The sequence below is a fragment of the Salegentibacter sp. genome, assembly GCF_036568425.1.
GTDB lineage: Bacteria > Bacteroidota > Bacteroidia > Flavobacteriales > Flavobacteriaceae > Salegentibacter.
The window spans coordinates 44,911-69,741 of sequence record NZ_DATCSO010000008.1; the positions used below are offsets into that span (position 1 = coordinate 44,911).

A 24,831-nucleotide genomic window follows, 5' to 3' on the forward strand; every position below is an offset into this window, starting at 1 on the left:
TTACTTAAACCGGAAAAAGGTTTAACGTTTTGAAGTCTAAAATCCTATATAAAAATACAAAATATAACTTTAAAACGAAGATTTTAAGATGATTTTAAACTTTGTATAAAGTAAAGAAATCGTTAAAATTTTAAGTGAGGATGTTTTTGGAGAAGATTTTCTTTGAGAGTCTTTAGTTTATTTAGAAAATTCCTGTGAGCTTCAGATTCCGGGTTAAAAGGTCGGTGGGAAAAGCCCTTTTGTATCCTTTCCACCTCAGCAAGTGTTATCATCGCATCTTCAGAAAACCAGGTTTCAGTGAATCTTTTCCAGATGTAGTTAATTGCAACGGAAGAGGGATGCAGCATATCTTCAGCATAAAAGCGATAATCCCGAAGCTCATCCATCATAATTTCATAGGATGGAAAATAAGCTCCTTTTCCAACGGAATGTACAGCACTAATGAGGTTGGATTTACTAAGCTGGTTCTCTACAAAACCATCCCTAAGGTGTCTTACCGGTGAAACGGTAAAAATAAGCCTGGCCCGGGGATTTATCTTTTCGAGAAAAGTTGAAATATTTTTTAAGCTTTCAATAATTTCTCCCACTGAAGACAAGTCTTTTCTGAATTCTCGCTGCGGAATTTTATGACAATTAGCCACAGTATGGCCGGTTTTCAGATAAGTATAATTCCAGGCCGTACCAAGAGTGATTACCACGTGACTGATTTGCTCTAAAAAATCCCGGGTTTGCTCAAGCTTTTTATCCAGAGTTTCAAGAATTCTATCCTTATCGGGATCACTCAGGCTTGAATGAGCCTCAAAACAGTGCCAGCGTTCGTTATAAAAAAAAATATCTTCTTCGGAATAATGATAACCCGAAACCACGCGCTCGAGGAAAGCTTCTATAGCCTGTGGGTGAAAAAAGATGCCAAAGGGATTCTGAAGCTTTCTGATCTTATAGTACTCAAGTTTTGCTCCTATATTTTCTACAAAACAAGATCCCAACAGCAACAGCTTCGAATCGTAACCGATCTTTGGCTGTTTTTCCTTAATAGGAATGCGGGTCCTGAATTCCATAGTCCTTTTTTCTATAGCTTGCTGGCTACCTCTTAAAATAATCCGGCAATAAGCTTAATCGATATAAGATTTTGCCTTTTGCAGGGCCTCATTAAGTCCGGCTGGATTCTTACCTCCTGCCGTAGCAAAAAACGGCTGGCCGCCTCCACCTCCCTGGATGAATTTCCCGAGTTCCCTAACTATCTGCCCGGCGTTCAGATCTTTTTCCTTTACCAGGTTTTTAGAAATATAACAACTAAGAAGTGCTTTACCATTTTGCTCTGCCCCAAATAACAGGAACAGATTGTCTTTCTCGTCTGCCAGCTGATAAGCCAGGTCCTTAAGGCCACCGGCATCAAGATCCACCATTTTTGCGAGGAAATTTACTCCGTTAATTTCTTCAATTTCAGCCTTTAATTCGGTTTTGAGGTTTTTTGCTTTATCTTTCAACAAGGCTTCCACCTGTTTCTTTAAAACTGAATTCTCTTCCTGCAAACCGCTTACAGCTTTTACAGGATCGTTTGCGTTTTTCAGCTCATTCTTGATTTGCTCTAACACCTGGGTCTGTTCAGCGAAATACTCGCGAACAGCATCGCCGGTTATGGCTTCTATTCTTCTTATACCACTGGCCACAGCAGCTTCAGAAGTTATTTTGAAATACCAGATATCTCCGGTATTCTTCACGTGAGTTCCGCCACAGAGCTCCATAGATTCACCAAAGCCGATAGCCCTAACAGATTCACCATACTTTTCTCCAAAAAGTGCTATAGCACCCTGATCTAAGGCTTCCTGAAAGGCAATATTGCGTTGTTCATTCAAGGCAATCCTCTCGGCGATCCTTTTATTTACGAATTCTTCCACCTGCTCCAGTTCCTCTTTAGTCACTTTGCTGAAATGAGAGAAGTCAAAACGCAGGTAATCGCTTTTTACCAAGGATCCCTTTTGTTCTACGTGAGCACCCAAAACATAGCGGAGTGCCTGGTGCAACAGATGAGTTGCCGAATGGTTTGCAGCAGTAGCCTCACGCTGAGTTTTACTTACCACCGCCATTAGTTTTCCTTGGGGATTCTTTGGAAGGTTTTTAGCGAAATGAACGATAAGGTTATTTTCCTTTTTCGTATCGAAGACAGATATCTTATTTCCATCGACTTCTTCCAGGTACCCCTTATCTCCTACCTGGCCACCCCCTTCAGGGTAAAATGGAGTTTGTGTAAGTACAAGCTGATAGATCTCGCCTCGTTTTTTTGTTTCCACTTTGCGGTACCTGGCTAGCTGAACATCAGCTTCAAGCACATCATAACCTATAAAGGCCTCCCCGGAAACAGGATTTATTTCATGCCAGTCCCCGGCAGTGATTTGCGTTGCAGCACGGGAACGGTCTTTCTGTTGCTTAAGTTCCGCTTCAAACTCTCCTTCATCAAGGTCGTAACCACGCTCCCGCAAAATAAGTGCGGTAAGATCTATTGGAAAACCAAAAGTATCGTAGAGTTCAAAAGCTTTTTTTCCTGAAACCACTTTATCTTTAGTTTCAGCAATTATATTTTCCAGGCGAACCAAGCCCTGATCTAGGGTACGAAGAAAAGACTGCTCTTCTTCCCTAATCACATTCTCAATAAGATTTTTTTGAGAAACAAGCTCGGGAAATGCCTGCCCCATCTGCTTGCTCAATGTCGAGATCAATTTATAGATAAATGGCTCTTTGGAGTTAAGGAAAGTGAAGCCATAACGAATTGCCCGTCTTAAAATTCGACGGATTACATAACCTGCTCCAGTATTTGAAGGCAATTGACCATCGGCAATCGAAAAAGCGACCGCACGAACATGATCGGCGATAACCCTGATGGCGACATCAGATTTCTCAGAAGCCCCATACGGGGTATTCGTAATTTTTTCTATCCCCTCGATTAGCGGAGTAAAGACATCGGTATCGTAATTGGATTGTTTCCCCTGCAGGACCATAGAAAGTCGTTCAAAGCCCATCCCGGTATCTATGTGTTTGGCAGGAAGTTCTTCCAGAGAACCATCGGCTTTACGGTTGTACTGCATAAAAACCAGGTTCCATATTTCTACCACCTGTGGGTGATCCTCATTAACAAGTTCACGTCCGGGTTGCTTTGCTTTATCAGCTTCAGAACGAATATCGATATGAATTTCAGAACAAGGTCCACAAGGCCCCTGCTCACCCATTTCCCAGAAATTATCCTTTTTATCTCCGTAAATAATGCGATCTTCAGGAATAATTTTCTTCCATATCTCCAGGGCTTCAGTATCCAGCCCCAGGCCATCTTCCTCACTGCCTTCAAAAACCGAAATATAAAGGTTATCCTTATTAATCTTGAACACTTCTGTTAGCAGCTCCCAGGCCCAGTTAATAGCTTCCCCCTTAAAATAATCGCCAAAACTCCAGTTGCCAAGCATCTCGAACATAGTATGGTGATAAGTATCCATCCCAACCTCTTCAAGATCGTTGTGTTTTCCGCTTACCCGGAGGCATTTTTGGGTATCGGTAACTCGGGTATATTTTGGCACTGTGTTGCCGAGAAAGTATTCCTTAAACTGGTTCATCCCTGCATTGGTAAACATAAGCGTGGGATCGTCTTTTATAACCATTGGTGCCGAAGGCACAATCTGGTGAGATTTGGACTTAAAAAATGCTAAGAATTGGTGGCGTATTTCCTGAGATTTCATCAAAACGTTCTAATCTAAAATTTATTAAATTGTGACGGCGTGGAAACAATTTTTATATTTGCTCGTTAAGCCTTTACAGTTTGCACGGTAATTGCTCATATTGGAGGCAAAAATAGCATAAATTTGACTCATGTCGAAGGTAAAATATTATTACGATAGCGAGACCCTTTCTTATAAAAAAATCGAAGGCCGAAAAGGCAGGCGGTTAGGCATTATATTACTAAGTATTTTAGGTTCCTTTCTGGCCGGTTTTCTGCTTTTGGTGTTATATCTCAATATCCCTCAAATTGAAACCCCAAAGGAAAAGGCTTTAAAAAGGGAGCTCCAAAACATGCAGTTGCAGTACGGTCTACTCAACAAAAAGATGGACCAGATACAGGATGTGCTGGCTAATGTGGAAGACCGCGACAACAATATTTACAGAATGTATTTTGAGGCCAATCCAATTCCCGAGGAACAACGACGGGCAGGTTTTGGTGGTATTAACCGTTACCGCAACCTTGAAGGTTTCGATAATTCTAAATTGATTATTGAAACTAATAAGCGGATGGATATCCTTACTAAGCAAATCGTGGTTCAATCTAAATCTTTAGATGAGATAGCTGAACTTGCCAGGGAAAAAGAGGAACTTCTTTCTGCTGTTCCGGCTATCCAGCCCGTAAAAAATGAAGATCTTAGCAGGATCGCTTCGGGTTATGGATGGAGAACAGACCCATTTACCAAGGTCAGGAAATTTCATTATGGGATGGATTTTACGGCACCCCGAGGCACCCCTATTTATGCCACAGGAAACGGAAGAATTGAGCGCGCAGACAACCGCTCCACAGGATATGGGAATCACATAAGAATTGATCACGGGTATGGGTACACCAGTTTGTATGCCCACCTGCACAAATACAATGTGAGAGTAGGCCAGCGTGTATTGCGCGGCGATGTAATTGGTTATGTGGGCAGCACCGGTAGATCACAGGCCCCTCATCTGCATTACGAGATCTTTAAAGACGACAGACGAATAAACCCTATTAATTTCTACTATGGACACCTGTCTCCGGAAGAATTTGATGAGGTCTTGAAAAAAGCACAACAAGAAAACCAATCTTTGGACTAATGCATCTTAACCTACCCGACAAAAGATATTACAGTATTGGGGAAGTAGCTACCGCATTTAAGGTGAATACTTCGCTAATTCGTTTTTGGGAAAAGGAATTCGATGTGATCAAACCGAAGAAAAATGCCAAGGGAAACCGAAAGTTTACTCCTGAAGATATCAGGAATCTCGAACTTATCTATCATCTTGTCAAGGAAAGAGGATTTACCCTGGAAGGGGCTAAAACCCACCTGAAAGAAGAAGGACATAAAACCCTCAACAATTTTGAAATAATTCGTAAGTTGGAAGGAATAAAATCAAAACTAACCGACCTTAAAAACCAAATGTAAATATGAAAAAATGGCTTATCCCGGCAATTATTATTGCCATCGTAGTTTTTGTTATTTATAGTTTTACAGCAGGTGTTAACAACACTGCCGTAGAAAAAGAGGAAAACGCCAAGATGGCCTGGGCTAATGTTGAGAGCTCATACCAACGCCGGAATGATCTTATTGGAAACCTGGTGCAAACCGTACAGGGTGCGGCCGATTTTGAAAGAGGAACCCTTACCGATGTTATTGAAGCGCGATCGCGTGCCACTGCCGTAAATGTTGATGCGGACAACCTTAGCGCAGAACAGATTCAGCAATTCCAACAGGCTCAAAGTGGAGTAAGTTCAGCTTTATCGCGATTACTGGTAACCGTGGAGCGCTATCCGGATATCAAGGCCAATCAGAATTTCCTCCAGTTACAATCACAACTGGAAGGCACCGAGAACAGGATTAACGTTGCCCGCGATAGGTATAACGAAGCCGTTGCTGATTACAATACTTATATCAGGGTATTCCCAAACAATATTTTTGCGGGGATGTTCGGATTTGAAAAAATGGAACGTTTCCAGGCAGATGCAGGAGCAGAAAACGCACCGGATGTAGAATTTGATTTTTAAAAAATGAGCAAGGTAAAAGATTTCTTAAGCAAAAAGGATGAAGAGGAGATAATTGAAGCCATTCGGGTTGCCGAAGGTCATACCTCAGGTGAAATCAGGGTTCACCTTGAAAAATCCTGTGGAGACAAAGACATCTTCGAGCGGGCTATGGAAGTCTTTCATCAACTAAAGATGGATAACACCAAAGAAGAAAACGGGGTGCTTATCTATGTAGCCGTAGAAGATCATAAATTCGTTATTTATGGAGACAAAGGCATTAATGATGTAGTCCCATCAGATTTCTGGGAAAGCACTAAAGATGCCATCGTAAGTCAGTTCAAAGAAGGAAAGTTCAAGCAGGGTCTGGTAGACGGGATTCTTAAAGCTGGAAAACAGCTCGAAGAGCACTTTCCATGGTCACCCGATAACACCAATGAACTCTCCAACAATATTTCAAGAGAATAAATGCTACAAACCCAACTCAAGACCATATTCACCTTTCTTTTTTCACTGTTTCTGATATTTTCAGGATACAGTCAACGTGAAATTCCCCCCAAACCATCTCAGGAAACCAGTGTTTATGATGAGGCAGATGTTTTAAGTAGCGAAGAGGAACAGCGCCTTGAACAAAAACTCATCAGTTATGCCGATACCACCTCTACCCAAATAGTATTGGTCACCATTGAATCTTTACAGGGAGAGTATGAGGGCACCTATGCTGCCCATTGGGCCCAGGAATGGGGAATAGGCCAATCAAAGGAAGATAACGGCCTTCTAATTCTACTGGCCGAAAACGACAGGAAGATCTGGATCACTACAGGTTATGGCCTGGAGGAATACCTCACCGATGCCCGAACCAAACAAATCATAGAACAAATAATCCTTCCTGAGTTCAGGCAGAATAATTATTACACAGGTCTTGATAAGGGAACCACGGCCATCTTTCAGGTCCTGGAAGGAACTTTCCAGGGAACACCACAAAACAAAGGGAAATCCGGAGGCATCCCGGTGCAGTTTCTAATTCTGGGAATTATCTTCCTAATAATCATAATTTCGCTTGGTAACAAGAACAAAGGCGGCCGTAATGGAGGTCGCCGAAGCACCGGAGGCACTTTGCTGGATGCTATCATTCTAAGTTCGCTGGGACGTGGCACTTTTGGAGGAGGAAGCTCCTCAGGCGGCGGATTTGGTGGCGGAGGAGGCTTCGGCGGGGGCTTTGGCGGAGGCGGTTTCGGTGGAGGCGGTGCCGGTGGAAGCTGGTAACTCCAGTGTACTGACACCCCTTTATAATTTTTCAGCAAACAAATAGCCCGGCAATTAGTATTACCGGGCTTCTTTATGGTTTAATTTTATAGCCTAATGATTCTTTATTTTTTTCTAAAATAAACCGCTACCGGAACCCCATTAAAATCAAATTTTTCCCGCAGTTTATTTTCCACAAATCTTTTATAAGGATCGCGCACATACTGTGGCAGGTTGCAGAAAAAAGCAAACTGAGGTTGCGGTGTTGGTAATTGTGTACAGAATTTGATCTTTACATATTTACCTTTATAGGCAGGTGGAGGAGTGTGCTCCAGGATTGGTAGCATCACATCGTTAAGTTCACGGGTTTTAATCTTTTTACTTCGGTTCTCAAAAACCTTAACAGCGGTTTCTATTGCCTTAAAGATACGTTGTTTGGTAAGTACTGAAATAAATACGATAGGCACATCGGTAAAGGGCTCTATTTCTCTTCTGATCCTGGCTTCGTATTCCTTCATCGTATTGGTTTCTTTATCTTCTACCAGGTCCCATTTATTCACGAGAATCACTATTCCTTTGCGGTTTCTTTCCGCCAGCCAGAAAATATTCTGTACCTGCCCGTCAAATCCACGGGTGGCATCCAGCACGATTAAACAAACATCACAGTTCTCTATAGCACGTACCGAGCGCATCACCGAATAGAATTCAAGGTTTTCCTTAACCTTGGATTTTCGTCTGATTCCGGCGGTATCCACCAGATTAAATTCAAAGCCAAAACGATTGTATTTAGTATCCATAGAATCGCGGGTTGTTCCGGCGATATCGGTTACTATGTAACGTTCTTCCCCGATGAGGGCATTAATAAAAGAAGACTTCCCGGCATTGGGACGTCCCACCACCGCAAAGCGCGGAAGCTCAGATTCCTCATCGGCCTCCTGTTCGGGCAGAGCTTCGATTAATGCATCCAGTAAATCGCCCGTACCACTACCGTTGGTGCTGGCAATAGGGAAATATTCTCCCAGCCCAAGGGAATAAAATTCTACCGCATTTTCAAGACGCTTATTGTTGTCTACCTTGTTTACGGCAAGAAATATAGGTTTGTCAACTTTACGCAACAATTTTGCTACCTCTTCATCCATAGGGGTTATGCCGCTTTCAACGTCTACCATAAAAATAATGGCATCGGCTTCATCTATGGCGAGTTCCACCTGCTTATCGATTTCAGCTTCAAAAATATCATCGCTGCCCTTCACATAACCGCCGGTATCGATAAGGGAAAATTTCCTTCCATTCCAGTCAGATTTCCCATAATGACGGTCACGGGTAACCCCGCTTACCGAATCAACGATCGCCTCCCGGCGTTGAATGAGACGGTTGAAAAAGGTTGATTTTCCTACATTTGGCCTTCCCACGATAGCAACAATATTGCTCATAGCTTATTCTTTTATTAAAGTGCAAAATTAGTGTAAAAAATCGGGTTTAGCTGAAAAGCGAATCCGCATATTTTTCCCTCTGAAAAACGGTACTTAGGATAGACCAGGATCTTATTTAATCGTTATACCCAAAACGCTTGAGCTGCCTCTGGTCGCTGCGCCAGTTTTTATTAACTTTTACGTATAGTTCAAGGTGCACCTGTTTCCCGAAGAATTTCTCCAAATCCTTTCGGGCTTCTACTCCTACTCTTTTTAAGGCCGCACCTTTATGGCCAATGATAATTCCTTTTTGAGTATCTCGTTCCACCATGATCACGCTACGCATTCTGATTATTTTTTCTTCTTCAAAGAATTCCTGTGTATCGATTTCTACAGAATATGGAATTTCCTTTTTATAGTGCATCAGGATTTTCTCACGAATGATCTCGTTTACAAAAAAGCGTTCAGGTTTATCGGTAAGGGTGTCCTTTGGATAAAATGGCGGCGCCTCAGGTAAAAGCTCAATAATACGGTTAAAGACCTCGGCCACATTAAAACCTTCCAGGGCAGAGATAGGGAATATTTCCGCATTAGGCACTTTTCCTGCCCATAATTCTACCTGGGATTCGAGTTCATCCTGATTGGATTTATCAATCTTATTCAGCAATAATAAAACAGGAATTTTAGCCTGGATGATCTGATTAAAGAAAGCTTCATCTTTAAGTTCCTGCTCCCCAATTTCAACCATATAGATCAACACATCGGCGTCCTCAAAGGCCGATTTAACAAAACTCATCATCGACTCCTGAAGCTGGTAAGCGGGTTTTATTATTCCCGGGGTATCGCTAAGAATCATCTGAAAATCCTCGCCGTTCACGATCCCAAGAATACGGTGTCGGGTGGTTTGCGCTTTGGAGGTTATGATAGAGAGTTTCTCACCCACAAAAGCATTCATCAGCGTTGATTTTCCCACATTGGGGTTTCCTATAATATTTACAAATCCTGCTTTATGTGCCATTTTACTAAAAATTTCTTTCTGCAAAAATAGCAAGATATGTAGCAATCACATCGCAATAAGCCTGTTTAAATTTAAAATACCCTTAAAATCCATTAAATTTAAGTCAGTGAACTTCAGTATTTAAGGAGTTTAACTTTGAAAACTTTTTTTATTTGGGAATAACAGGCTACAAAACCGCAGCACAAAATTCATTGCAGGAGCCTGGAATAGAGGTCAACGGCAAGCAGCCCTGGTACAATTATGGTAAAAATGATAATTTTTATCAAGTTGCTCCTAGCCGTGGTTCTCTTGGGTTTGGAGAATCCTACATGGAAGCTTGGTGGGAATGCCGGGCCTTAGATAAAAAGTTTCATCGCCTTTTCAGGGCAAATCTGGAGGAAAAAAACAGTACTCGATATTGGTTGTGGTTGGGGAGGTTCTGCTAAATATGCCGCTAAAAATTATGGCGTAAGGGTTACCTGAAGAACAGGAAAAACTAGCCACTGAATGTTGCCAGGGATTGCCGGTGAGATCAGATTTCAGGATTACCGGGATGTTCGTGAAAAATACGACCGCATAGTCGGTATAGGAATGCTGGAGCAAGTAGACCATAAAAATTTTGAAAATTTATGCAAGTAATTAAAGGAGGTTTAAAATAAACCTCTTCAGCCTGGTTCATTTTATAGGTGGAAATTTTGCCTGAATCAAGTGCGGCAGTTTTCCGGGCAAAAAAATAAATTTATGGCAGCTGGTACTCAGCTATCCTCAATCTTCAGAAAGATATCACTCCCTGCACCCGCGAACATTTTTAGCTTGCCCTAAGCTTTTCAGCAATGAAGGTTTAAATCAAGTTATTGTCGATCTCACAATTTAAACGGCTATAAATTAAGAGTATAACAAAAAACAGAAGTTAATCTGGCCTGAGCTTTTCTGTTAAAAATAATTAACTAATTTTGCCGGCTCTTATGAAACATGGAAGAAACATAAAATCATCTCCGCTTACTCCGCCATAAACGAGTCTTAGCTTCTCCAATTTTCAATTATTCCGCGAAGAAAACTTTCGGCAATCACTATGCACTAAACCTCTATTCTGATGAAAAAGATTTTCAACCTTTTTGATTTTTCCCAAAAAGTAAATTACAAAACAGAAATTCTGGCAGGATTAACCGTTGCCCTGGCTTTAATTCCCGAAGCGGTTGCCTTTGCTTTTATCGCCGGATTATCTCCACTCACCGGGTTATATGCAGCTTTTGTCATGGGGTTAATAACCGCCATTTTTGGTGGTCGCCCCGGGATGATCTCTGGAGCTACCGGCGCAGTCGCCGTGGTAATTGTGGCTCTTGCTGTTTCCCATGGTCCCGAATATGTTTTTGCTACAGTTATCCTGGCGGGATTGATCCAGATTTTGGCCGGAGTGCTACGGCTAGGTAAACTTATCAGGCTGGTACCACACTCGGTGATCTTCGGTTTTGTGAATGGCCTGGCCATTATTATATTCATGTCTCAACTCGACCAGTTTAAAGTTCCCAATGCGGCAGGAGAACTGGAATGGATGACCGGCGCCCCACTCTATACATTCCTGGCCCTGGTGTTAACTGCTATTTTGATTATCTGGCTTCTACCTAAATTAACCAAAATAGTGCCGGCCACCCTGGCAGCTATCCTTGTGGTATTTGGAATTGTTACTGCCCTGGGCATAGACACAAAGACCGTAGGAGATATGGCCTCAATTAAGGGAGGTTTCCCTCCTTTCCATATCCCCATGGTTCCTTTCAATTTAGACACTCTAATGCTGATTTTTCCCTACGCCGCAATTATGGCCGGAGTAGGTTTGATAGAAAGTTTATTAACGCTTAATATTTTGGACGAGATCACTGAAACCCGTGGCAGCGGTAACAAGGAGTGTGTAGCGCAGGGTGGTGCAAATATTCTTTCAGGCTTCTTCTCAGGAATGGGAGGTTGCGCTATGCTTGGTCAGAGCCTTATTAACGTTAGCTCTGGTGCACGAGCCCGATTATCGGGAATTGTAGCAGCAATAAGCTTACTCATCTTTATAATGTTTGGTTCCAGTGTGATTGAACTTTTACCTATGGCAGCACTCACCGGGTTAATGATCATGGTTGCCGTGGGCACCTTTGAATGGGCCAGTTTAAGAACTTTCAGAAGAATGCCAAAATCAGATATTCTGGTAATGGTCCTGGTAACCGGAGTAACTGTTGTGCTTCACAATCTTGCTCTTGCTGTACTTATTGGGGTGATAATTTCAGCACTCGTTTTTGCCTGGGATAACGCCAAACGTATTAGAGCCAGGAAAAGAGTAGATGAAGAAGGTGTTAAACATTACGAGATTTACGGCCCTCTTTTCTTTGGATCGGTGCAGGCATTTAACGATAAATTTGATATTCTAAATGACCCTGAACATGTGGTTATTGACTTTTCAGAAAGCCGTATTGTAGATATGAGCGGAATTGAAGCAGTTAATAAATTAACCGAAAGATACCACAAACAAGGCAAAAAACTTCATCTAAGACACTTAAGCAGCGACTGCAGAGCACTTTTAAATAAAGCCGATGCCATTATTGAAGTTAACATTCTTGAGGATCCAACCTATAAAGTAGTAGCAGATAAGATTTAAGTTTAGTAAATTTATAGGGCAACTATAAATTTAAGGATATGTCTGTAATTGATGAGGGAGACCTGGAATTTGAGAACATTACTTCAATAGAGAATAAAACCCTTAGAATAAATCTAAACAAGAATATCTACGGCACCTTTGCTGAAATTGGTGCGGGCCAGGAAACTGTGCGAAACTTTTTTCGGGCCGGTAGTCCTTCCGGTACCATTGCCAAAACCATAAGTGCCTATGATAAGGATTTTAGCGATGCAATATATGGCCTGGAATCAACCGGAAGATATGTCACCGAATCCCGGTTGAAAAGCATGCTTAATTATGAAAGCAAACTCATAGAAGAGCGCATCTCCCGGGAAAAACATCCGGATAAATTATTCTTCAGTTACGCTAATACAGTTGCAACCATTGACTGGGCAAAGAAATATAAAGGTCACGGATGGCTTGGAATAAATTTCCAAACAAAACCCAGGGAGGAATACAGTAGTATAATTCTACACGTACAGTTTCACGAAAACAGCGCGGTTCACCAGCAAATAAGTCTGGGAATCCTGGGTGTAAACCTAATTTACGGTGCTTTTTATCAATCTGATGACCCAAAGGAATTACTCAAGCATCTTTTTGACCACCTTTCTAATGACAAGATAGAGATAGATTCTATAAACTTTACAGGACCTGTGTTTAAAAAAGTTGACAACCGCCTGATGAGTTTACAGTTGGTTAAGAATGGTATTACCGAGGCCGTAATGTTCAACCCTGAAGGGAATAACATTCTTCCAGCCAATGTCTTGTACAAGAAGAATATTCTAACCCTTCGCGGAAGTTTCCGTCCGGTGACCAATGTGAATATGAACATGTACGAGAAATCGCTGGAATTGTTTAGAAAAGAAAAAAGGGTAGATCCCGAAAAGACCGTAGTTATATTTGAAATAACGCTTTCCAACCTGAAGTCTGAAGGAGAAATAGACGAAAAAGATTTCCTGGACCGTGCCGATCTGCTTTGCAGTCTTGGCCACAATGTGATGATCTCCAATTTTCAGGAATATTATAAAGTGGTAGAATATTTTTCACAGCACACCAAGGAACAAATGGGGCTTTCAATGGGAGTTAACACCCTGGTTGATATATTCGACGAAAAGTATTACCGGCATTTAAGTGGGGGTATTCTGGAGGCTTTTGGAAAACTCTTCTTTAAGAACCTGAAAATCTATCTTTATCCACTTAAAAATCCAGAAACAGGGGAGGTTGTTACCAGTAAAAACCTAAAAGTACATCCACGAATCAAGGAACTCTACAAATTTTTTCTGGATAATAACCGGGTGGTAGACATCACAGATTATGAGCCTAAGGTATTGGACATTCATTCCCGACAGGTGCACCAAATGATAATAGATGACGAAGAAGGATGGGAAAAAATGATTCCGGAGAAAACTGCCAAAATGATCAAGGAGAAAAATCTTTTCAGAGACAAGAAATCCTAAACCCGGAAAGTATTTTATTTGAAATCCAGGCAATGTTGGGATTTCTTAATTAAGCTGCTCCTCCAGGGCTGTAAAAGCTTTTATGGCAGCATTGGGTTCAATAATATCATAGCCATCCCAGAACCCTGCATTGTAGGTTTTGAAAGTTTCATACTCAAAATCGGTTGTAGGTTTAAGGGTCTCAAAATCTTTCGTAGTTAATGGCTGGTTCTCATAGACCAACATCTGATATTTGCTTATCTGGCCAGAATGTATCTTTATATCCAGATCAAGTTCATTTTGTTTTCTTCGGCCTTTTACAAATTTGTTCTTTTCAATAACCTTAAGGGGACGTTCAATTCCGAAGCTTTCTCCTTGTTCCTGTTCAAGATATTTTAGTTGATATTTCCCTAATTCATCTTTTGAGAAGATCATCAACCCCCGGTAAACATCCTCCACCGTACTAATTCCGAAAAGGCGGAATTTCTTTAAAGGTTTAACATTCCTGTATTCCAATCGATAAACACCGAAATCCAAAGTATTTACGTACAATTTTCCTTTAAAATCGGCTCCGCGTTTAGGCTCAAAAGATATTATATAAACTACAGCATCTTCCATTTGTGCATAACCTTCGTGCTTAAATCTATATTTGCGGGATTTTTCGAAAAAATCTAATGTAATATCTTCTTTCCAAAACATATTTTGAAGCAGCCTTTCAATTCTTGAGTCAGCGAAAGTTCCCAGATCCTTCTGTTTCTGTAAGCGCTCCTTTTGTAATTCCTCTGCGCTTTTCTCATCATCCGGTTTTTCATCCTTCATTTCTTCAGCGAACTCCTCAGCATCTACCTTCACCCCTACTAATCCCGATTTTATTTTAAGAAACGAATTGCTCTTTATGTTTTGCTGAAAGATATTTTCAAGTTTCCCACTGAGTTCCTCAAGGTCTGCCAGATTTTGTGGATTATTAAGGTTGGCAGCTTTAATCAACTGAATTTTCTGAGTATCGTAATTTCCGTAAAAATCACCTAAAACTTCTTTATAAGAATCTGTTACCCTGGGGATACTGGAGGTTACCTTATTCATCAGTTCCTGGTTAAGCTCAGGGATAGTGCTTTCTTCAACTTTAAGGTCAAATTGCCGGATCTTATTGATTTGGGATTCCCTGAAGAAGAATCTTTTTTGATTCAGGTTAAGATCATAATTAATACTGATATTATTTTTTACCCGCTCCAGGATCTCTTCCCCTGAGAGATTTTTATTGCTCAGAAAAACGTCACTAAGTCTTATGCTTTGTGGTGTCAAAAAAATCACTGAGTCTTTAAAATGAGCTGCCGAAGTTTCTAAAGCTTCATAGCCCAGGGAAGAAATTTTAATTGTATCCCCCTCTTTCAGCTTAGCGGTAAAAGCAAACCTACCTTCTTCATTGGTGATCACTCCTTTATGAGCGGCATACTGAATGGTGGCAAAGGGAATAGCTTCCCGGGACTTTTCATCCAAAACCCGCGCCGTATACTGCTGTGCAGTAAGTTTTGAAACCGACGAAATAATAAAAAATGCTAAAACAAATAAAAAACGCATAGGGTCTTTTTTATAGAAGACGATTACGCCAAGGGATTGTTACATCAATTGCCAAAGAGATTGGATTTTTTTTCAAAACAATCGGCATAAGTCTAAGGTATTAAATATAAAAAAGGCTGCCCGAAACTCAGGCAGCCCTGTTGTAAAATTTGATATAATTTTTTAATTCCTGTAAAAGGGTTGCGGCCAGGCATCATTAGAGAAATTGATGTCCGGCAACAATTTGTTGGGATCCAGTTCAATACTTTTCACATTTTTTTCGGTTCTGTGAAGGTAATTCCAGGTATCCCCGCGCTGCCAGATCTCCACCGGAAGCCTTATTTCTTCTGAAGAATCATCTTCATAGGTTATTTCCATCAAAACCGGCATTGGGATTTCTCCCCGATTAGCCAGGCTCACCACATAATTCCCCTGGTATTCCTGTACCCCCGTAAGAGCAATATCAATATTTCCGGTTCCGTAGAACCAGCCTTTAAAGAACCAGGATAGGTTCTCTCCGGCTACATTTTCCATATGGTTAAAGAAGTCGGCTGGTTGGGGGTGTTTGTAGGCCCAGGTTGCGATATAGGATTTGAAGGCATTATCAAATCGTTCTTCTCCAAGAATGTATTCCCGCATCAAGAACAAGCCTATCGCCGGTTTATAATAAGCCGTCATTGCAAGATTTCTAAGATTAGTGACATCGGGATAGGTATCTATACCTTCTCTTCGTTCACTATTAAACCAGCCCGTCATATTTCTGGTTTGGTTTAATGTGGAAGGGTATTCCCCATTGTTAAATTCTAAAGCACTGTAATGATTTATAAAAGTGTTGAAACCTTCATCCATCCAGGCGTAGCGCCTCTCATTGGAGCCAACAATCATCGGGAACCAGTTATGACCGAATTCATGATCGGTTACGCCCCACAGAGATGCTCCTTCGCTCTTCCAGCTGCAAAAATTCAATCCCGGATATTCCATTCCCCCAACATGTGCTGCCACATTTACCGCAGCTCCGTAAGGATATTCGAACCATTTTTCAGAATAATGTTCTATCGAGGCTTTTGAATATTCAGTAGAACGGGACCAGGCGCCTTCCCCGTCGCTTTCTTTAGGATAAGCCGATTGTGCCAGGGCTTTCTTTCCTCCAGGTAAATTGATTCTCGCAGCATCCCAGATAAAGGCTTTTGACGAACTAAAGGCCACATCACGGGCGTTTTTAATCTTATAGTGCCAGGTAAGCGTGCCTTCCTGTTTGGCCCTTAAAGACATATCATTCACCTCTTCAGGTTTGATCAGATAAACAGTAGAATCACTTTTCGCAGCACGATCCCACCTTTCCCGCACTTTTGATGAAAGTACCTGTCTCGCATTTTGCAAAGTACCAGAGCCAACTACTATATGACTGGCGGGTGCGGTTATCTTATAATCATAGTCCCCATAGTCAAGATAAAACTCTCCGGCCCCAAGGTATGGCTCTATATTCCAACCTTCCACATCGTCTAATACGGCAGCTCGTGGAAACCACTGTGCCAGAGCGTAAATGGTTCCATCTTCCACCTCAAGACGGCCCATTCTATCCATTCCCTCAACAGGAATTTTATATTTAAAGTTCATAGAAATGCTTGCCTTGCCTCCTTTTGCCGGGATTGGTTCATCAAAGAAAACCTGCATTCGGGTATCGGTGATCAGGTGTTTATTGGAACTGCTTCTTTTCACTTTTGCCTCCAGGTTTGAAATGGTGTAGCCACCATCAATATCGCCACTATAACGGTTCCCCTGGATAGGGGTGGTTAAAGTCCCGCGGGAATCTTCGGTGAAACGGTTCTGCTCCAGGTGCATCCAAATAAAATCCAGAGGCTCCGGGCTGTTATTGGTATAAGTAAGTGTAATTTCACCTGTAATGGTGTGTTCCTGGTCATTAAGACTAGCCTCGATCTCATAATCGGCTTCGTTTTGCCAATAATCCGGCCCCGGTTTCCCGGTAGCCGACCTGTATCGGTTCCCGCTACGATCCATAAATTCATCAAAATCGGCCTGGTTGTTTTCCACAACCTCCTGGGCCGTTGCCGTAATACCGAAAATTCCGGCTACAGCAAAAGACAACATCAGTCTTGAAAATATCTTCATTATTTTTAGTTTAGTTCTTAATCCCTGCTAATTTAATGATTGCCCTAAAATATCCAATTTTAACTCGGTAAAAGACTTTAAGGCTCAGGTAGAAAATTCAGTTTTCATTCCGCGATCATACATCACGATGCTACCGGCCACAGAAACATTTAAACTGAGTTTAGATTTAAATTTCACCAGATGATGGGCTTTTTCAATAGCCTGATTAGAGAGGCCGTGATCTTCGGCACCAAGAAGGTAAACACAACGCCGCGGATGTTTAAAACGCTCGAGTGACTCTGCATTATCGGTTAATTCTACGCCCACCAGCATCGCGCCTTTTGGCAAATGCGCATAGAAATCTTCAAAGGTTTTGTAATGAAAATAAGGCATAGCTCCTACTGCCTTATGGGTATCGCAGGCTTGTTTTTCATACCGGTTTCCGATAGTAAAAATAAAGCTCGCTCCCATATTCTGAGCAGACCGCCAAAGCACGCCGAGGTTTTCGGGGGTCTTCCCATTCTGAATACCAATGCCAAAAAATCCCTGTTCCAGGTTGTCTGTTTCCATAAGACCCCAAAAATACTGTTTTTGGCTTTTCATCAAAAAAGAAATCGGGAAGCTAATGCAAAATCTAAAAATGATTTAAATCATTTAAAATTGAGCTTTCAGGTTTTAACTTTACTTAAGTAGACTGATTTGGTTTAATTTAAATTCAAGATTTTATGAAACGCGTACTTATTCCCACCGACTTTTCCGAATGCGCGAACCACGCAACCAATATAGGTATGGAACTCGCGAAAAAGATGAATTCCGAAGTGAGTTTTTTGCATCTCATGAACACTCCGGTAGACTGGAGCAAGCTTTCGCTTGAAAAGGAAAATCTATATCCTGAAACCAAGGTAGCCATTGGCACAGCAAAAGATGAATTATTAAAACTGGAACGCAGGGCCGAAAAAATTGGAGTTGAGGCTAATTCTCTATTACTGTTCAACCAGGGAATTGAAGAAATTCACAATTACATCAGTAAAGAAAAATACTGTCTTGTCGTTATGGGCACCCATGGAGAGAAAGGAATGCAAAAACTTATGGGCAGTAACACCCAGAATGTGTTAAAGCAATCTCCCGTTCCGGTACTCTCGGTAAAGCAAAGCGATAAATCTGCTCCTATGAAAAAGATAGGGATCGCTTCAGATTTTCAGGAAGAATCGCTTAGGAGTTTTAACGAAATACTCGAATTGATAAAAAAAATCGGAATAGAAATAGATGTCGTCTACATCAACACCCCTTACACTTTTATGGAGAGCAACCAAATAGAGCAGGCAATGGATTCTTTCCTGGGTGAGCAAACCGAGGTAAAAGAAAAACGATTAGTGTATAATGCAAAAAACGAAGAACGCGGGATCGGGATGTATATTGCTTCAGAGAAACCAGATATGATCGCCACAATCACCCGCCAGCATTCCGGCCTGGAAAAAATATTCCGACCTGGTGTTACTGAAAGCATAATTAATCATTTCGAACTGCCGGTGCTCAGCATTAACCAAAAAAATTGATTTTGATTAAAAAATAAAGGTTTTTAATTATTTTTCTTTCGAGGTATTTTATGGAAACTTCTTGTTTCCCAATATATCAGGCTTCCTATTTTATTTTTTTAGGATTTAATTAATCAAAATCAATATTATGAAGCCAATTTTCACCACCATCCTCACCGTCCCGATATGTATCTTACTTGCAGGTACATTGAGCAGCTGCAAAGATGCTGAAGCCAAAAAAGACTACCAGGAAACTCCTAAGCAAACAGAAGAACCTGCGCTAAGCAAAGAAGAGCTGATAGACCGTGGGGAATATCTTGTAAAAACCATAGGTTGTCAGGATTGTCATAGTCCTAAACGTATGGGAGAGCAAGGGCCGGAATACATTCAAGAACTGGCTTTTTCCGGCTACCAGGCCACTAATGAATTACCTCCAATAAGCCAGGACGCTTTGGATAAAGGCTGGATGCTTATGAACCCGGATCTAACCGCGACGGTTGGCCCATGGGGTGTTTCTTTTGCAGCAAACCTCACCTCGGATGATACCGGAATAGGAAACTGGAGTTTTGGGCAGTTTAAACACTCTCTAACGCAAGGAAAATTAAAAGGCCAGCCAAATGGCCGAATGCTGTTACCCCCAATGCCCTGGGAAAATTTCAAAAATCTTAAAGAAGAAGACCTACGAGCTATGTATGAATATTTTTTGAGCACCGAACCGGTAAAGAATATTGTACCCGCCCCCATTCCTCCTCAGAAATTAAGCAGTTTATAAACATTCCAGTACAAAAATTTCGTTCCGATAGCAACTAGTAATCAGCGGTTTATATTAGATATCGATCAAAGGTTTTCAAAATTAGCATTAGATTAACAATGGTTTAACTTGCATGAATAATAGTTTTACTATTATATTTGCGCAAATTTCTATTATGAAAACTTTTCTTTCTAATATTTCCATTCAGGTTAACCCCTACAGTTATCTTAAGGATCCGGAATCCAGTCCTCTTGGAAAGCGTATTATAACCGGAAGCATAGACTTGATCGAGGAAATAGGTTTTGAAAATTTTACTTTTCAGAAGTTGGCAAAAACCATTAAATCCACAGAGGCCTCTGTATACAGATATTTTGAAAGTAAACATAAACTCTTGCAATATTTAACCATTTGGTACTGGAGTTGGCTGGAGTATCATTTTATATTTAAAACAACCAATATCGACTCCCCTGAAGAGAAGCTTAACCGAGCCATTATTCTACTTACCCAACCCATTGATGAAGATAGCAGTTTCTCTCATATTAACGAGGCTAAGCTTCAGAATATAATCATAGCAGAATCCTCAAAAGTTTTTTTGACCAAAGAAGTCGACCAGGAAAACCAGGCGGGTGTTTATGCCGGCTATAAAAAACTTGTAAGTCGGGTGAGCGATATTATTCTGGAAATTAACCCACAATATAAATATCCTCGCATGTTGGTATCCACAATAATTGAAGGCGCACACAACCAACGTTTTTTTGCAGATCACTTACCGGGATTAACCGATATAATTAAAGGAGAGGATGCAATCACCGAATTTTATAAGGGATTGGTCTTCCGCACTATCCAAAAATAAAAGATGAGCAAAGACGAAATGACAAATACTGAAAAACCAAGTCCATTAAAAAGGCTTTTCCGATTACTAAAACCAGACCAGTCAGAAATTATCAACATTTATATCTACTCGATTTTTAACGGACTGGTTTATTTATCTGTGCCATTGGGAATACAAGCTATTGTTAACCTCATTATTGGTGGTGAGATCACCACCTCGTGGATATTACTCATTATTTTTGTAGTCTTGGGGGTAGCGGCTACAGGAATTTTGAGAATCTTTCAATTTAGAATTACTGAAAACCTTCAGCAAAAGATCTTTACAAAAGCTGCTTTCGAATTCTCCTATCGCCTTCCCAGGATTAAAATGGAGGCTCTTTACAAGCATTATGTACCTGAATTAATGAATCGTTTTTTTGATGTTATGACGGTGCAGAAAGGATTACCAAAATTGCTTATCGACTTTTCTGTGGCTGTGCTGCAGGTAGTTTTTGGGTTAATTCTTTTATCCCTGTATCATCCTTTATTTATCGTCTTCAGTGTTCTGCTGGTGTTTTTAATTTACATCATCTTTCATTTTACCGCTAAGAAGGGAATTTCCACCAGTTTAGAAGAATCTAAATACAAGTATAAAGTCGCTCACTGGTTAGAAGAAGTAGGTCGTAACAACACTTCATTTAAACTAGCGGGTGATACCGAACTGCCTTTAGAGAGAGCCAATGAAAATGTAAATTCTTACTTAAAATCCAGAGAGAGCCATTTTAAACTGCTTATGCGGCAATATTCCTTCATGGTAGTTTTTAAAGTAATTGTCGCAGCAAGTTTATTAATACTAGGTGGTTTCCTTGTAATGGAACAAACTATCAATATCGGTCAGTTTGTTGCGGCCGAGATCATCATCCTTTTGGTAATGGAATCTGTGGAAAAACTAATTGTTAGTCTGGAAACAATTTATGATGTACTCACTGGCCTTGAGAAGATAGGACAGGTCACCGACCTTGAACTGGAAAGATCTGAAGGAATTAATCTAAAAGACGAAATGACTTCTCCGGGAATGAAGGTAAGAGCTGAAGCTATTAGCTTCAAATACCCTCAGAGCGAAACAAACATCCTGGAAGGTATTTCCCTCTCGGTTAAAAGGAAGGAAAAGTTTCTGATCGCTGGTAAAAATAATTCTGGAAAAGCAACTTTACTTAAACTTATTGCAGGTTTGTATGAAGTTAAGGAGGGTGTGGTTTCCTATAACGGGATTTCCCTTAACAATTTAAACATTAACGATATGAGATCGGTGATTGGAGAATGTTTTGCTCAGGGAACCTTGTTTGAAGGCTCGGTTTTGGAAAATATCACCATGGGAAGAAAAAATATTCCTTTTGAAAATGTAAAATGGGCGGTAAATCATCTAAAGCTAAAAAGTTTTATCAGGAACCTTCCAAAAGGCTACGACACCTTTGTGGAACCTCAGGGATATAAATTCTCACGTAGTGTAATCACCAAGCTTCTAATAGCCCGAAGCATTGTAAGCAAACCCAATCTCCTGCTCATTGAAGATATTCTTGATAATCTGGATCGCAGGGAACAAATTGAGATTATAGACTTTCTTACTTCTGAAGAACAGGATTGGACCATGATAGGGGTTTCTACTGAAGCACATTTTGCCAAACGCTGTGATCGGATTGCAATTGTTTCGAAAGGCAGAATTACCAGGACCGGTACCTATGAAGAACTGAAAGAATCAGAAGAATTTAAAAATCAGGAAGATGCTTAATATTTCATCAAATAAAATAACCGATAAGGTTGACCATACTTCCTATAGCAGCCTGGAAAAGGTGGAAAGCCGTAAATCCGGAAAATGGGTAAAACGTCTCATTACAATATTTTTTCTCCTCCTTTTCATAAGCATGTTTCTTCCCTGGACGCAAAACATCAGAAGCAAAGGAGAAGTAACCGCGCTTCAGCCAGAACACCGGCCTCAAAGCATTCAATCCATTATCGCCGGAAGGATAGAGAAATGGTTTGTGATGGAAGGCGATTACGTTGAAAAAGGGGATACTATTATGTTTGTTTCAGAAATAAAGGATGAATATTTTGACCCTGAGCTTCTAAACAGAACCCGGGAGCAACTTAATGCCAAAGAACAGGCTGTGGGTTCTTACAAAGAGAAAGTCAAAGCTCTTGACACCAGGATAGGAGCTCTTCTGGAAACCAATCAGTTAAAATTACAGCAGGCGCGAAATAAAGCACGGCAGGCCAGGTTAAAGGTGGAAAGCGATAGCATGGATTACCAGGCAGCTATAATAAATTATGAAATTGCTGAGGAACAATATGAGCGAATTTTGAGTTTGTATAAAGATGGTTTAAAATCCCTCACCGACCTTGAAAACCGTAGACTTAACATGCGGAAAGAAGAAGCTGAAATGACATCTGCCCAAAACAAATTGCTCACCAGCCAAAATGAGGTGATCAATGCTGAAGTAGAATTGAATTCTATCCAGGCTCAGTATCGGGATGCGGTTGCAAAAGTTGAATCTGACAAATATACTACCCTTACCGGTATGTATGAATCACAGGCAGAAATCACCAAACTGGAGAACCAATACACCAATTATTCGGTAAGACAGGGAATGTACTATATAACGGCCCCTGTTAATGGGTATATCACTCAGGCTATTCAATCGGGTATTGGAGAAAATTTAAAGGAGGGCGATCGCATTGTAAGCATTATGCCGGCCGATTATGAATTGGCGGTAGAAATGTATGTGCGACCAATCGACCTTCCGCTGCTGCAAAAAGGTCAGGAAGTACGCGTCCAGTTTGATGGTTGGCCAGCTATTGTCTTCTCAGGTTGGCCAGAACAGAGCTACGGCACCTACGGCGGTGAGATCTTTGCTATAGACAGGTTTATTACCAAAAACGGTAAGTATCGGGTTCTTGTCGCCCCAGATCCCGAACAACCCGATTGGCCCGAAGCTTTGCGATTAGGCGCAGGAACCTCAAATATGGTGCTGCTCAAAGATGTTCCGGTCTGGTATGAACTATGGAGAAATATTAACGGCTTCCCTCCCGATTTCTATGCTCCTTTAAAAGAAGAGCATAATAAAGAAAAGAAGTAAACAAAACCTCTGTTATTTAAGAAAAAGAAGATGAGATTTTTAAAAAATATATTCCTATTACTACTTACATTTTCCCCGGTGACCCCCATTTGGGCACAGGAATTTGAGGTCCAAAAAATTCTCACTTTTGAGGAATATATCGATCTTGTTAAAGCAAATCATCCTGTAGCCCGGCAGGCCGAGAATAGACTGGAAATTGGAGATGCTGATGTTCAGCAAGCAAGAGGAGCGTTTGATCCCAAAATCTTTAATAACACCAAACAGAAGAATTTTAAAGGCAGCGAATATTATAGCATAATTGAAAGCGGATTAAAGATTCCCACCTGGTTTGGGATAGAACTCCAGGGTGGTTACGACCTCAATGAAGGTGCTTACCTTAACCCGCAGAATATGACTCCCGCAGACGGGCTTTGGTATGGTGGAATTTCGATTTCACTGGGGGAAGGGCTATTTATCGACGAAAGACGGGCAGAGCTCAGAAAAGCCCAGCTGTATAGAAAAATGACCCAGATGGAACGCGAGCTAATGCTTAGCAAACTTATCTATGAAGCGGGCAAAGCTTACTGGAAATGGTTTGAGAGTTATTCGGTGATGCAGACCTATGAAGAAGCCATTGAAATTGCTGAAGAGCGTTATGAGGGTGTTCGCCGAAGTAGCCAGGCGGGAGAGGTGGCAGCCATTGACACCACCGAGGCTAAAATCCAGGTACAGAAAAACAGCATAGCCTATAATGAGGCCCGGCTGGAGTTTAAAAATGCTTCGGAACTGATCTCGGTTTACCTGTGGCTTGATGGTGTAACCCCACTGGAAATAGCTAAAGGAACTATCCCGGCCTATCAGGAAGCCACCGGAGTGCCTATTGATGAAAAATTTTTAGGGGAAATTGAAGGCCTTATCGAACAACATCCCGAACTTCGCCGCAGCGGCTTCAAAGTAGATCAGCTTGAAATTGAGCGCCGTTGGAGCAGGGAACAATTAAAACCCGAGCTCAACTTAAAGTATAATGTTTTAACCGAAAGCATAGACGAGATCCCCAGCGCTGAATATTCCTTACACAACTACAATTTTGGGCTTGAATTTGAAATGCCGCTTTTTTTAAGAAAGGAACGGGGAAAGCTTAAATTAGCTAATCTAAAGATCTCTGATGCCCGGCTAGACCTGAAAAATTACCGTGCCAACCTGGAGTATAAAGCCAAAGCTGCCCTGAACGAATGGAAGACCAGTAACGAACAATTGGAGATATACAGGCAAACAGTAGAAAACACAAGAAGACTTCTGGAAGGCGAAAGACGCATGTTTATGGCTGGGGAAAGTTCACTTTTCATGGTGAATTCCAGGCAGATGAGCTATATAAATGCCCAAAATAAATTCTTTGAGTATATTTCAAAGAATCGGATAGCCCGTTTAAAAACCTTTTACCGGTTTGGATTGATCGGGGAATGATATCAGCCTCGG

Annotated in this window: 21 protein-coding genes and 1 pseudogene; 15 read left to right on the forward strand and 7 right to left on the reverse strand. The window is 41.1% G+C overall.

Annotated features, from left to right (window positions below; all coding sequences use genetic code 11):
• Window positions 1-122: 122 nt before the first annotated feature.
• Both VIM94_RS01140 and alaS read right to left on the reverse strand, forming a co-directional pair.
• Entirely contained in the window at window positions 123-1,058 is a 936-nt protein-coding gene (locus VIM94_RS01140; RefSeq protein ID WP_332037456.1) for a GSCFA domain-containing protein, read from the reverse strand.
• Window positions 1,059-1,112: 54 nt separating this feature from the next.
• The gene (gene alaS / locus VIM94_RS01145; protein ID WP_332037457.1) at window positions 1,113-3,725 is read right to left on the reverse strand and encodes an alanine--tRNA ligase; all 2,613 of its coding nucleotides are present in this window, start codon (window positions 3,723-3,725) and stop codon (window positions 1,113-1,115) included.
• A 130-nt stretch (window positions 3,726-3,855) separates the two neighbouring features.
• Here alaS and VIM94_RS01150 point away from each other — a divergent pair, with 130 nt between their 5' ends.
• Genes VIM94_RS01150 through VIM94_RS01170 form a run of 5 tightly spaced genes read left to right on the forward strand, consistent with a single transcriptional unit; the run spans window position 3,856 to window position 7,003 of the window.
• A complete protein-coding gene (locus VIM94_RS01150) occupies window positions 3,856-4,833 on the forward strand; it encodes a M23 family metallopeptidase (protein WP_332037458.1) in 978 nt (325 codons plus the stop codon).
• Window positions 4,833-5,162: a MerR family transcriptional regulator gene (locus VIM94_RS01155; RefSeq protein ID WP_332037459.1), complete on the forward strand. Its 330-nt coding sequence runs from the start codon at window positions 4,833-4,835 to the stop codon at window positions 5,160-5,162. Before VIM94_RS01150 ends, VIM94_RS01155 begins: the two co-directional genes overlap by 1 nt.
• Window positions 5,163-5,164: 2 nt before the next feature.
• On the forward strand, window positions 5,165-5,761 hold the full coding sequence (locus tag VIM94_RS01160) for a LemA family protein (protein WP_332037460.1): 597 nt from the start codon (window positions 5,165-5,167) through the stop codon (window positions 5,759-5,761).
• Window positions 5,762-5,764: 3 nt separating this feature from the next.
• Complete coding sequence (locus VIM94_RS01165) at window positions 5,765-6,205, forward strand: TPM domain-containing protein (RefSeq protein WP_332037461.1); 441 nt, start codon at window positions 5,765-5,767, stop codon at window positions 6,203-6,205.
• On the forward strand, window positions 6,206-7,003 hold the full coding sequence (locus VIM94_RS01170; RefSeq protein ID WP_332037462.1) for a TPM domain-containing protein: 798 nt from the start codon (window positions 6,206-6,208) through the stop codon (window positions 7,001-7,003).
• A 104-nt stretch (window positions 7,004-7,107) separates the two neighbouring features.
• Here the strand turns inward: VIM94_RS01170 and der are convergent, their stop codons facing one another.
• Both der and era read right to left on the reverse strand, forming a co-directional pair.
• Complete coding sequence (gene der / locus VIM94_RS01175; RefSeq protein WP_332037463.1) at window positions 7,108-8,415, reverse strand: ribosome biogenesis GTPase Der; 1,308 nt, start codon at window positions 8,413-8,415, stop codon at window positions 7,108-7,110.
• A 115-nt stretch (window positions 8,416-8,530) separates the two neighbouring features.
• Window positions 8,531-9,412: a GTPase Era gene (gene era, locus VIM94_RS01180; protein ID WP_332037464.1), complete on the reverse strand. Its 882-nt coding sequence runs from the start codon at window positions 9,410-9,412 to the stop codon at window positions 8,531-8,533.
• A 152-nt stretch (window positions 9,413-9,564) separates the two neighbouring features.
• Between era and VIM94_RS01185 the strand changes: the two genes are divergently transcribed.
• From VIM94_RS01185 to VIM94_RS01200, 4 genes and pseudogenes are all read left to right on the forward strand, one after another.
• The gene (locus VIM94_RS01185; RefSeq protein ID WP_332037465.1) at window positions 9,565-9,837 is read left to right on the forward strand and encodes a hypothetical protein; all 273 of its coding nucleotides are present in this window, start codon (window positions 9,565-9,567) and stop codon (window positions 9,835-9,837) included.
• Window positions 9,809-10,030 (forward strand): annotated as a pseudogene (locus VIM94_RS01190) (class I SAM-dependent methyltransferase). The gene VIM94_RS01185 and the pseudogene VIM94_RS01190 overlap by 29 nt, the downstream one beginning before the upstream one ends.
• Window positions 10,031-10,484: 454 nt before the next feature.
• Window positions 10,485-12,026 carry a SulP family inorganic anion transporter gene (locus VIM94_RS01195; RefSeq protein ID WP_332037466.1) on the forward strand — a complete coding sequence of 514 codons (1,542 nt, stop codon included), beginning with the start codon at window positions 10,485-10,487 and terminating at the stop codon, window positions 12,024-12,026.
• Window positions 12,027-12,064: 38 nt separating this feature from the next.
• Window positions 12,065-13,501, forward strand: coding sequence for a TonB-dependent receptor (locus VIM94_RS01200; protein WP_332037467.1), 1,437 nt, complete (start codon window positions 12,065-12,067; stop codon window positions 13,499-13,501).
• Between the two features lie 45 nt (window positions 13,502-13,546).
• Here VIM94_RS01200 and VIM94_RS01205 read toward each other — a convergent pair whose 3' ends face one another.
• From VIM94_RS01205 to VIM94_RS01215, 3 genes are all read right to left on the reverse strand, one after another.
• Window positions 13,547-15,058 (reverse strand): carboxypeptidase-like regulatory domain-containing protein, encoded by a 1,512-nt coding sequence (locus VIM94_RS01205; protein ID WP_332037468.1) that lies wholly within the window; start codon window positions 15,056-15,058, stop codon window positions 13,547-13,549.
• A 162-nt stretch (window positions 15,059-15,220) separates the two neighbouring features.
• A complete protein-coding gene (locus VIM94_RS01210) occupies window positions 15,221-17,167 on the reverse strand; it encodes a M1 family metallopeptidase (RefSeq protein ID WP_332037469.1) in 1,947 nt (648 codons plus the stop codon).
• 84 nt (window positions 17,168-17,251) lie between these two features.
• Window positions 17,252-17,716, reverse strand: coding sequence for an RNA methyltransferase (locus tag VIM94_RS01215; RefSeq protein ID WP_332037483.1), 465 nt, complete (start codon window positions 17,714-17,716; stop codon window positions 17,252-17,254).
• A 155-nt stretch (window positions 17,717-17,871) separates the two neighbouring features.
• Here VIM94_RS01215 and VIM94_RS01220 point away from each other — a divergent pair, with 155 nt between their 5' ends.
• The 6 genes from VIM94_RS01220 to VIM94_RS01245 all read left to right on the forward strand — a co-directional run bounded on the left by VIM94_RS01220 (window position 17,872) and on the right by VIM94_RS01245 (window position 24,819).
• On the forward strand, window positions 17,872-18,702 hold the full coding sequence (locus tag VIM94_RS01220; RefSeq protein WP_332037471.1) for a universal stress protein: 831 nt from the start codon (window positions 17,872-17,874) through the stop codon (window positions 18,700-18,702).
• Between the two features lie 127 nt (window positions 18,703-18,829).
• Complete coding sequence (locus tag VIM94_RS01225) at window positions 18,830-19,453, forward strand: diheme cytochrome c-553 (RefSeq protein WP_332037472.1); 624 nt, start codon at window positions 18,830-18,832, stop codon at window positions 19,451-19,453.
• A 154-nt stretch (window positions 19,454-19,607) separates the two neighbouring features.
• Window positions 19,608-20,285 carry a TetR/AcrR family transcriptional regulator gene (locus VIM94_RS01230; protein WP_332037473.1) on the forward strand — a complete coding sequence of 226 codons (678 nt, stop codon included), beginning with the start codon at window positions 19,608-19,610 and terminating at the stop codon, window positions 20,283-20,285.
• 3 nt (window positions 20,286-20,288) lie between these two features.
• On the forward strand, window positions 20,289-22,031 hold the full coding sequence (locus tag VIM94_RS01235) for an ABC transporter ATP-binding protein (RefSeq protein ID WP_332037474.1): 1,743 nt from the start codon (window positions 20,289-20,291) through the stop codon (window positions 22,029-22,031).
• Window positions 22,024-23,376, forward strand: coding sequence for an HlyD family secretion protein (locus tag VIM94_RS01240; RefSeq protein ID WP_332037475.1), 1,353 nt, complete (start codon window positions 22,024-22,026; stop codon window positions 23,374-23,376). The genes VIM94_RS01235 and VIM94_RS01240 overlap by 8 nt, the downstream gene beginning before the upstream one ends.
• Before the next feature lie 30 nt (window positions 23,377-23,406).
• On the forward strand, window positions 23,407-24,819 hold the full coding sequence (locus VIM94_RS01245) for a TolC family protein (RefSeq protein WP_332037476.1): 1,413 nt from the start codon (window positions 23,407-23,409) through the stop codon (window positions 24,817-24,819).
• The last annotated feature ends 12 nt before the right edge of the window (window positions 24,820-24,831 follow it).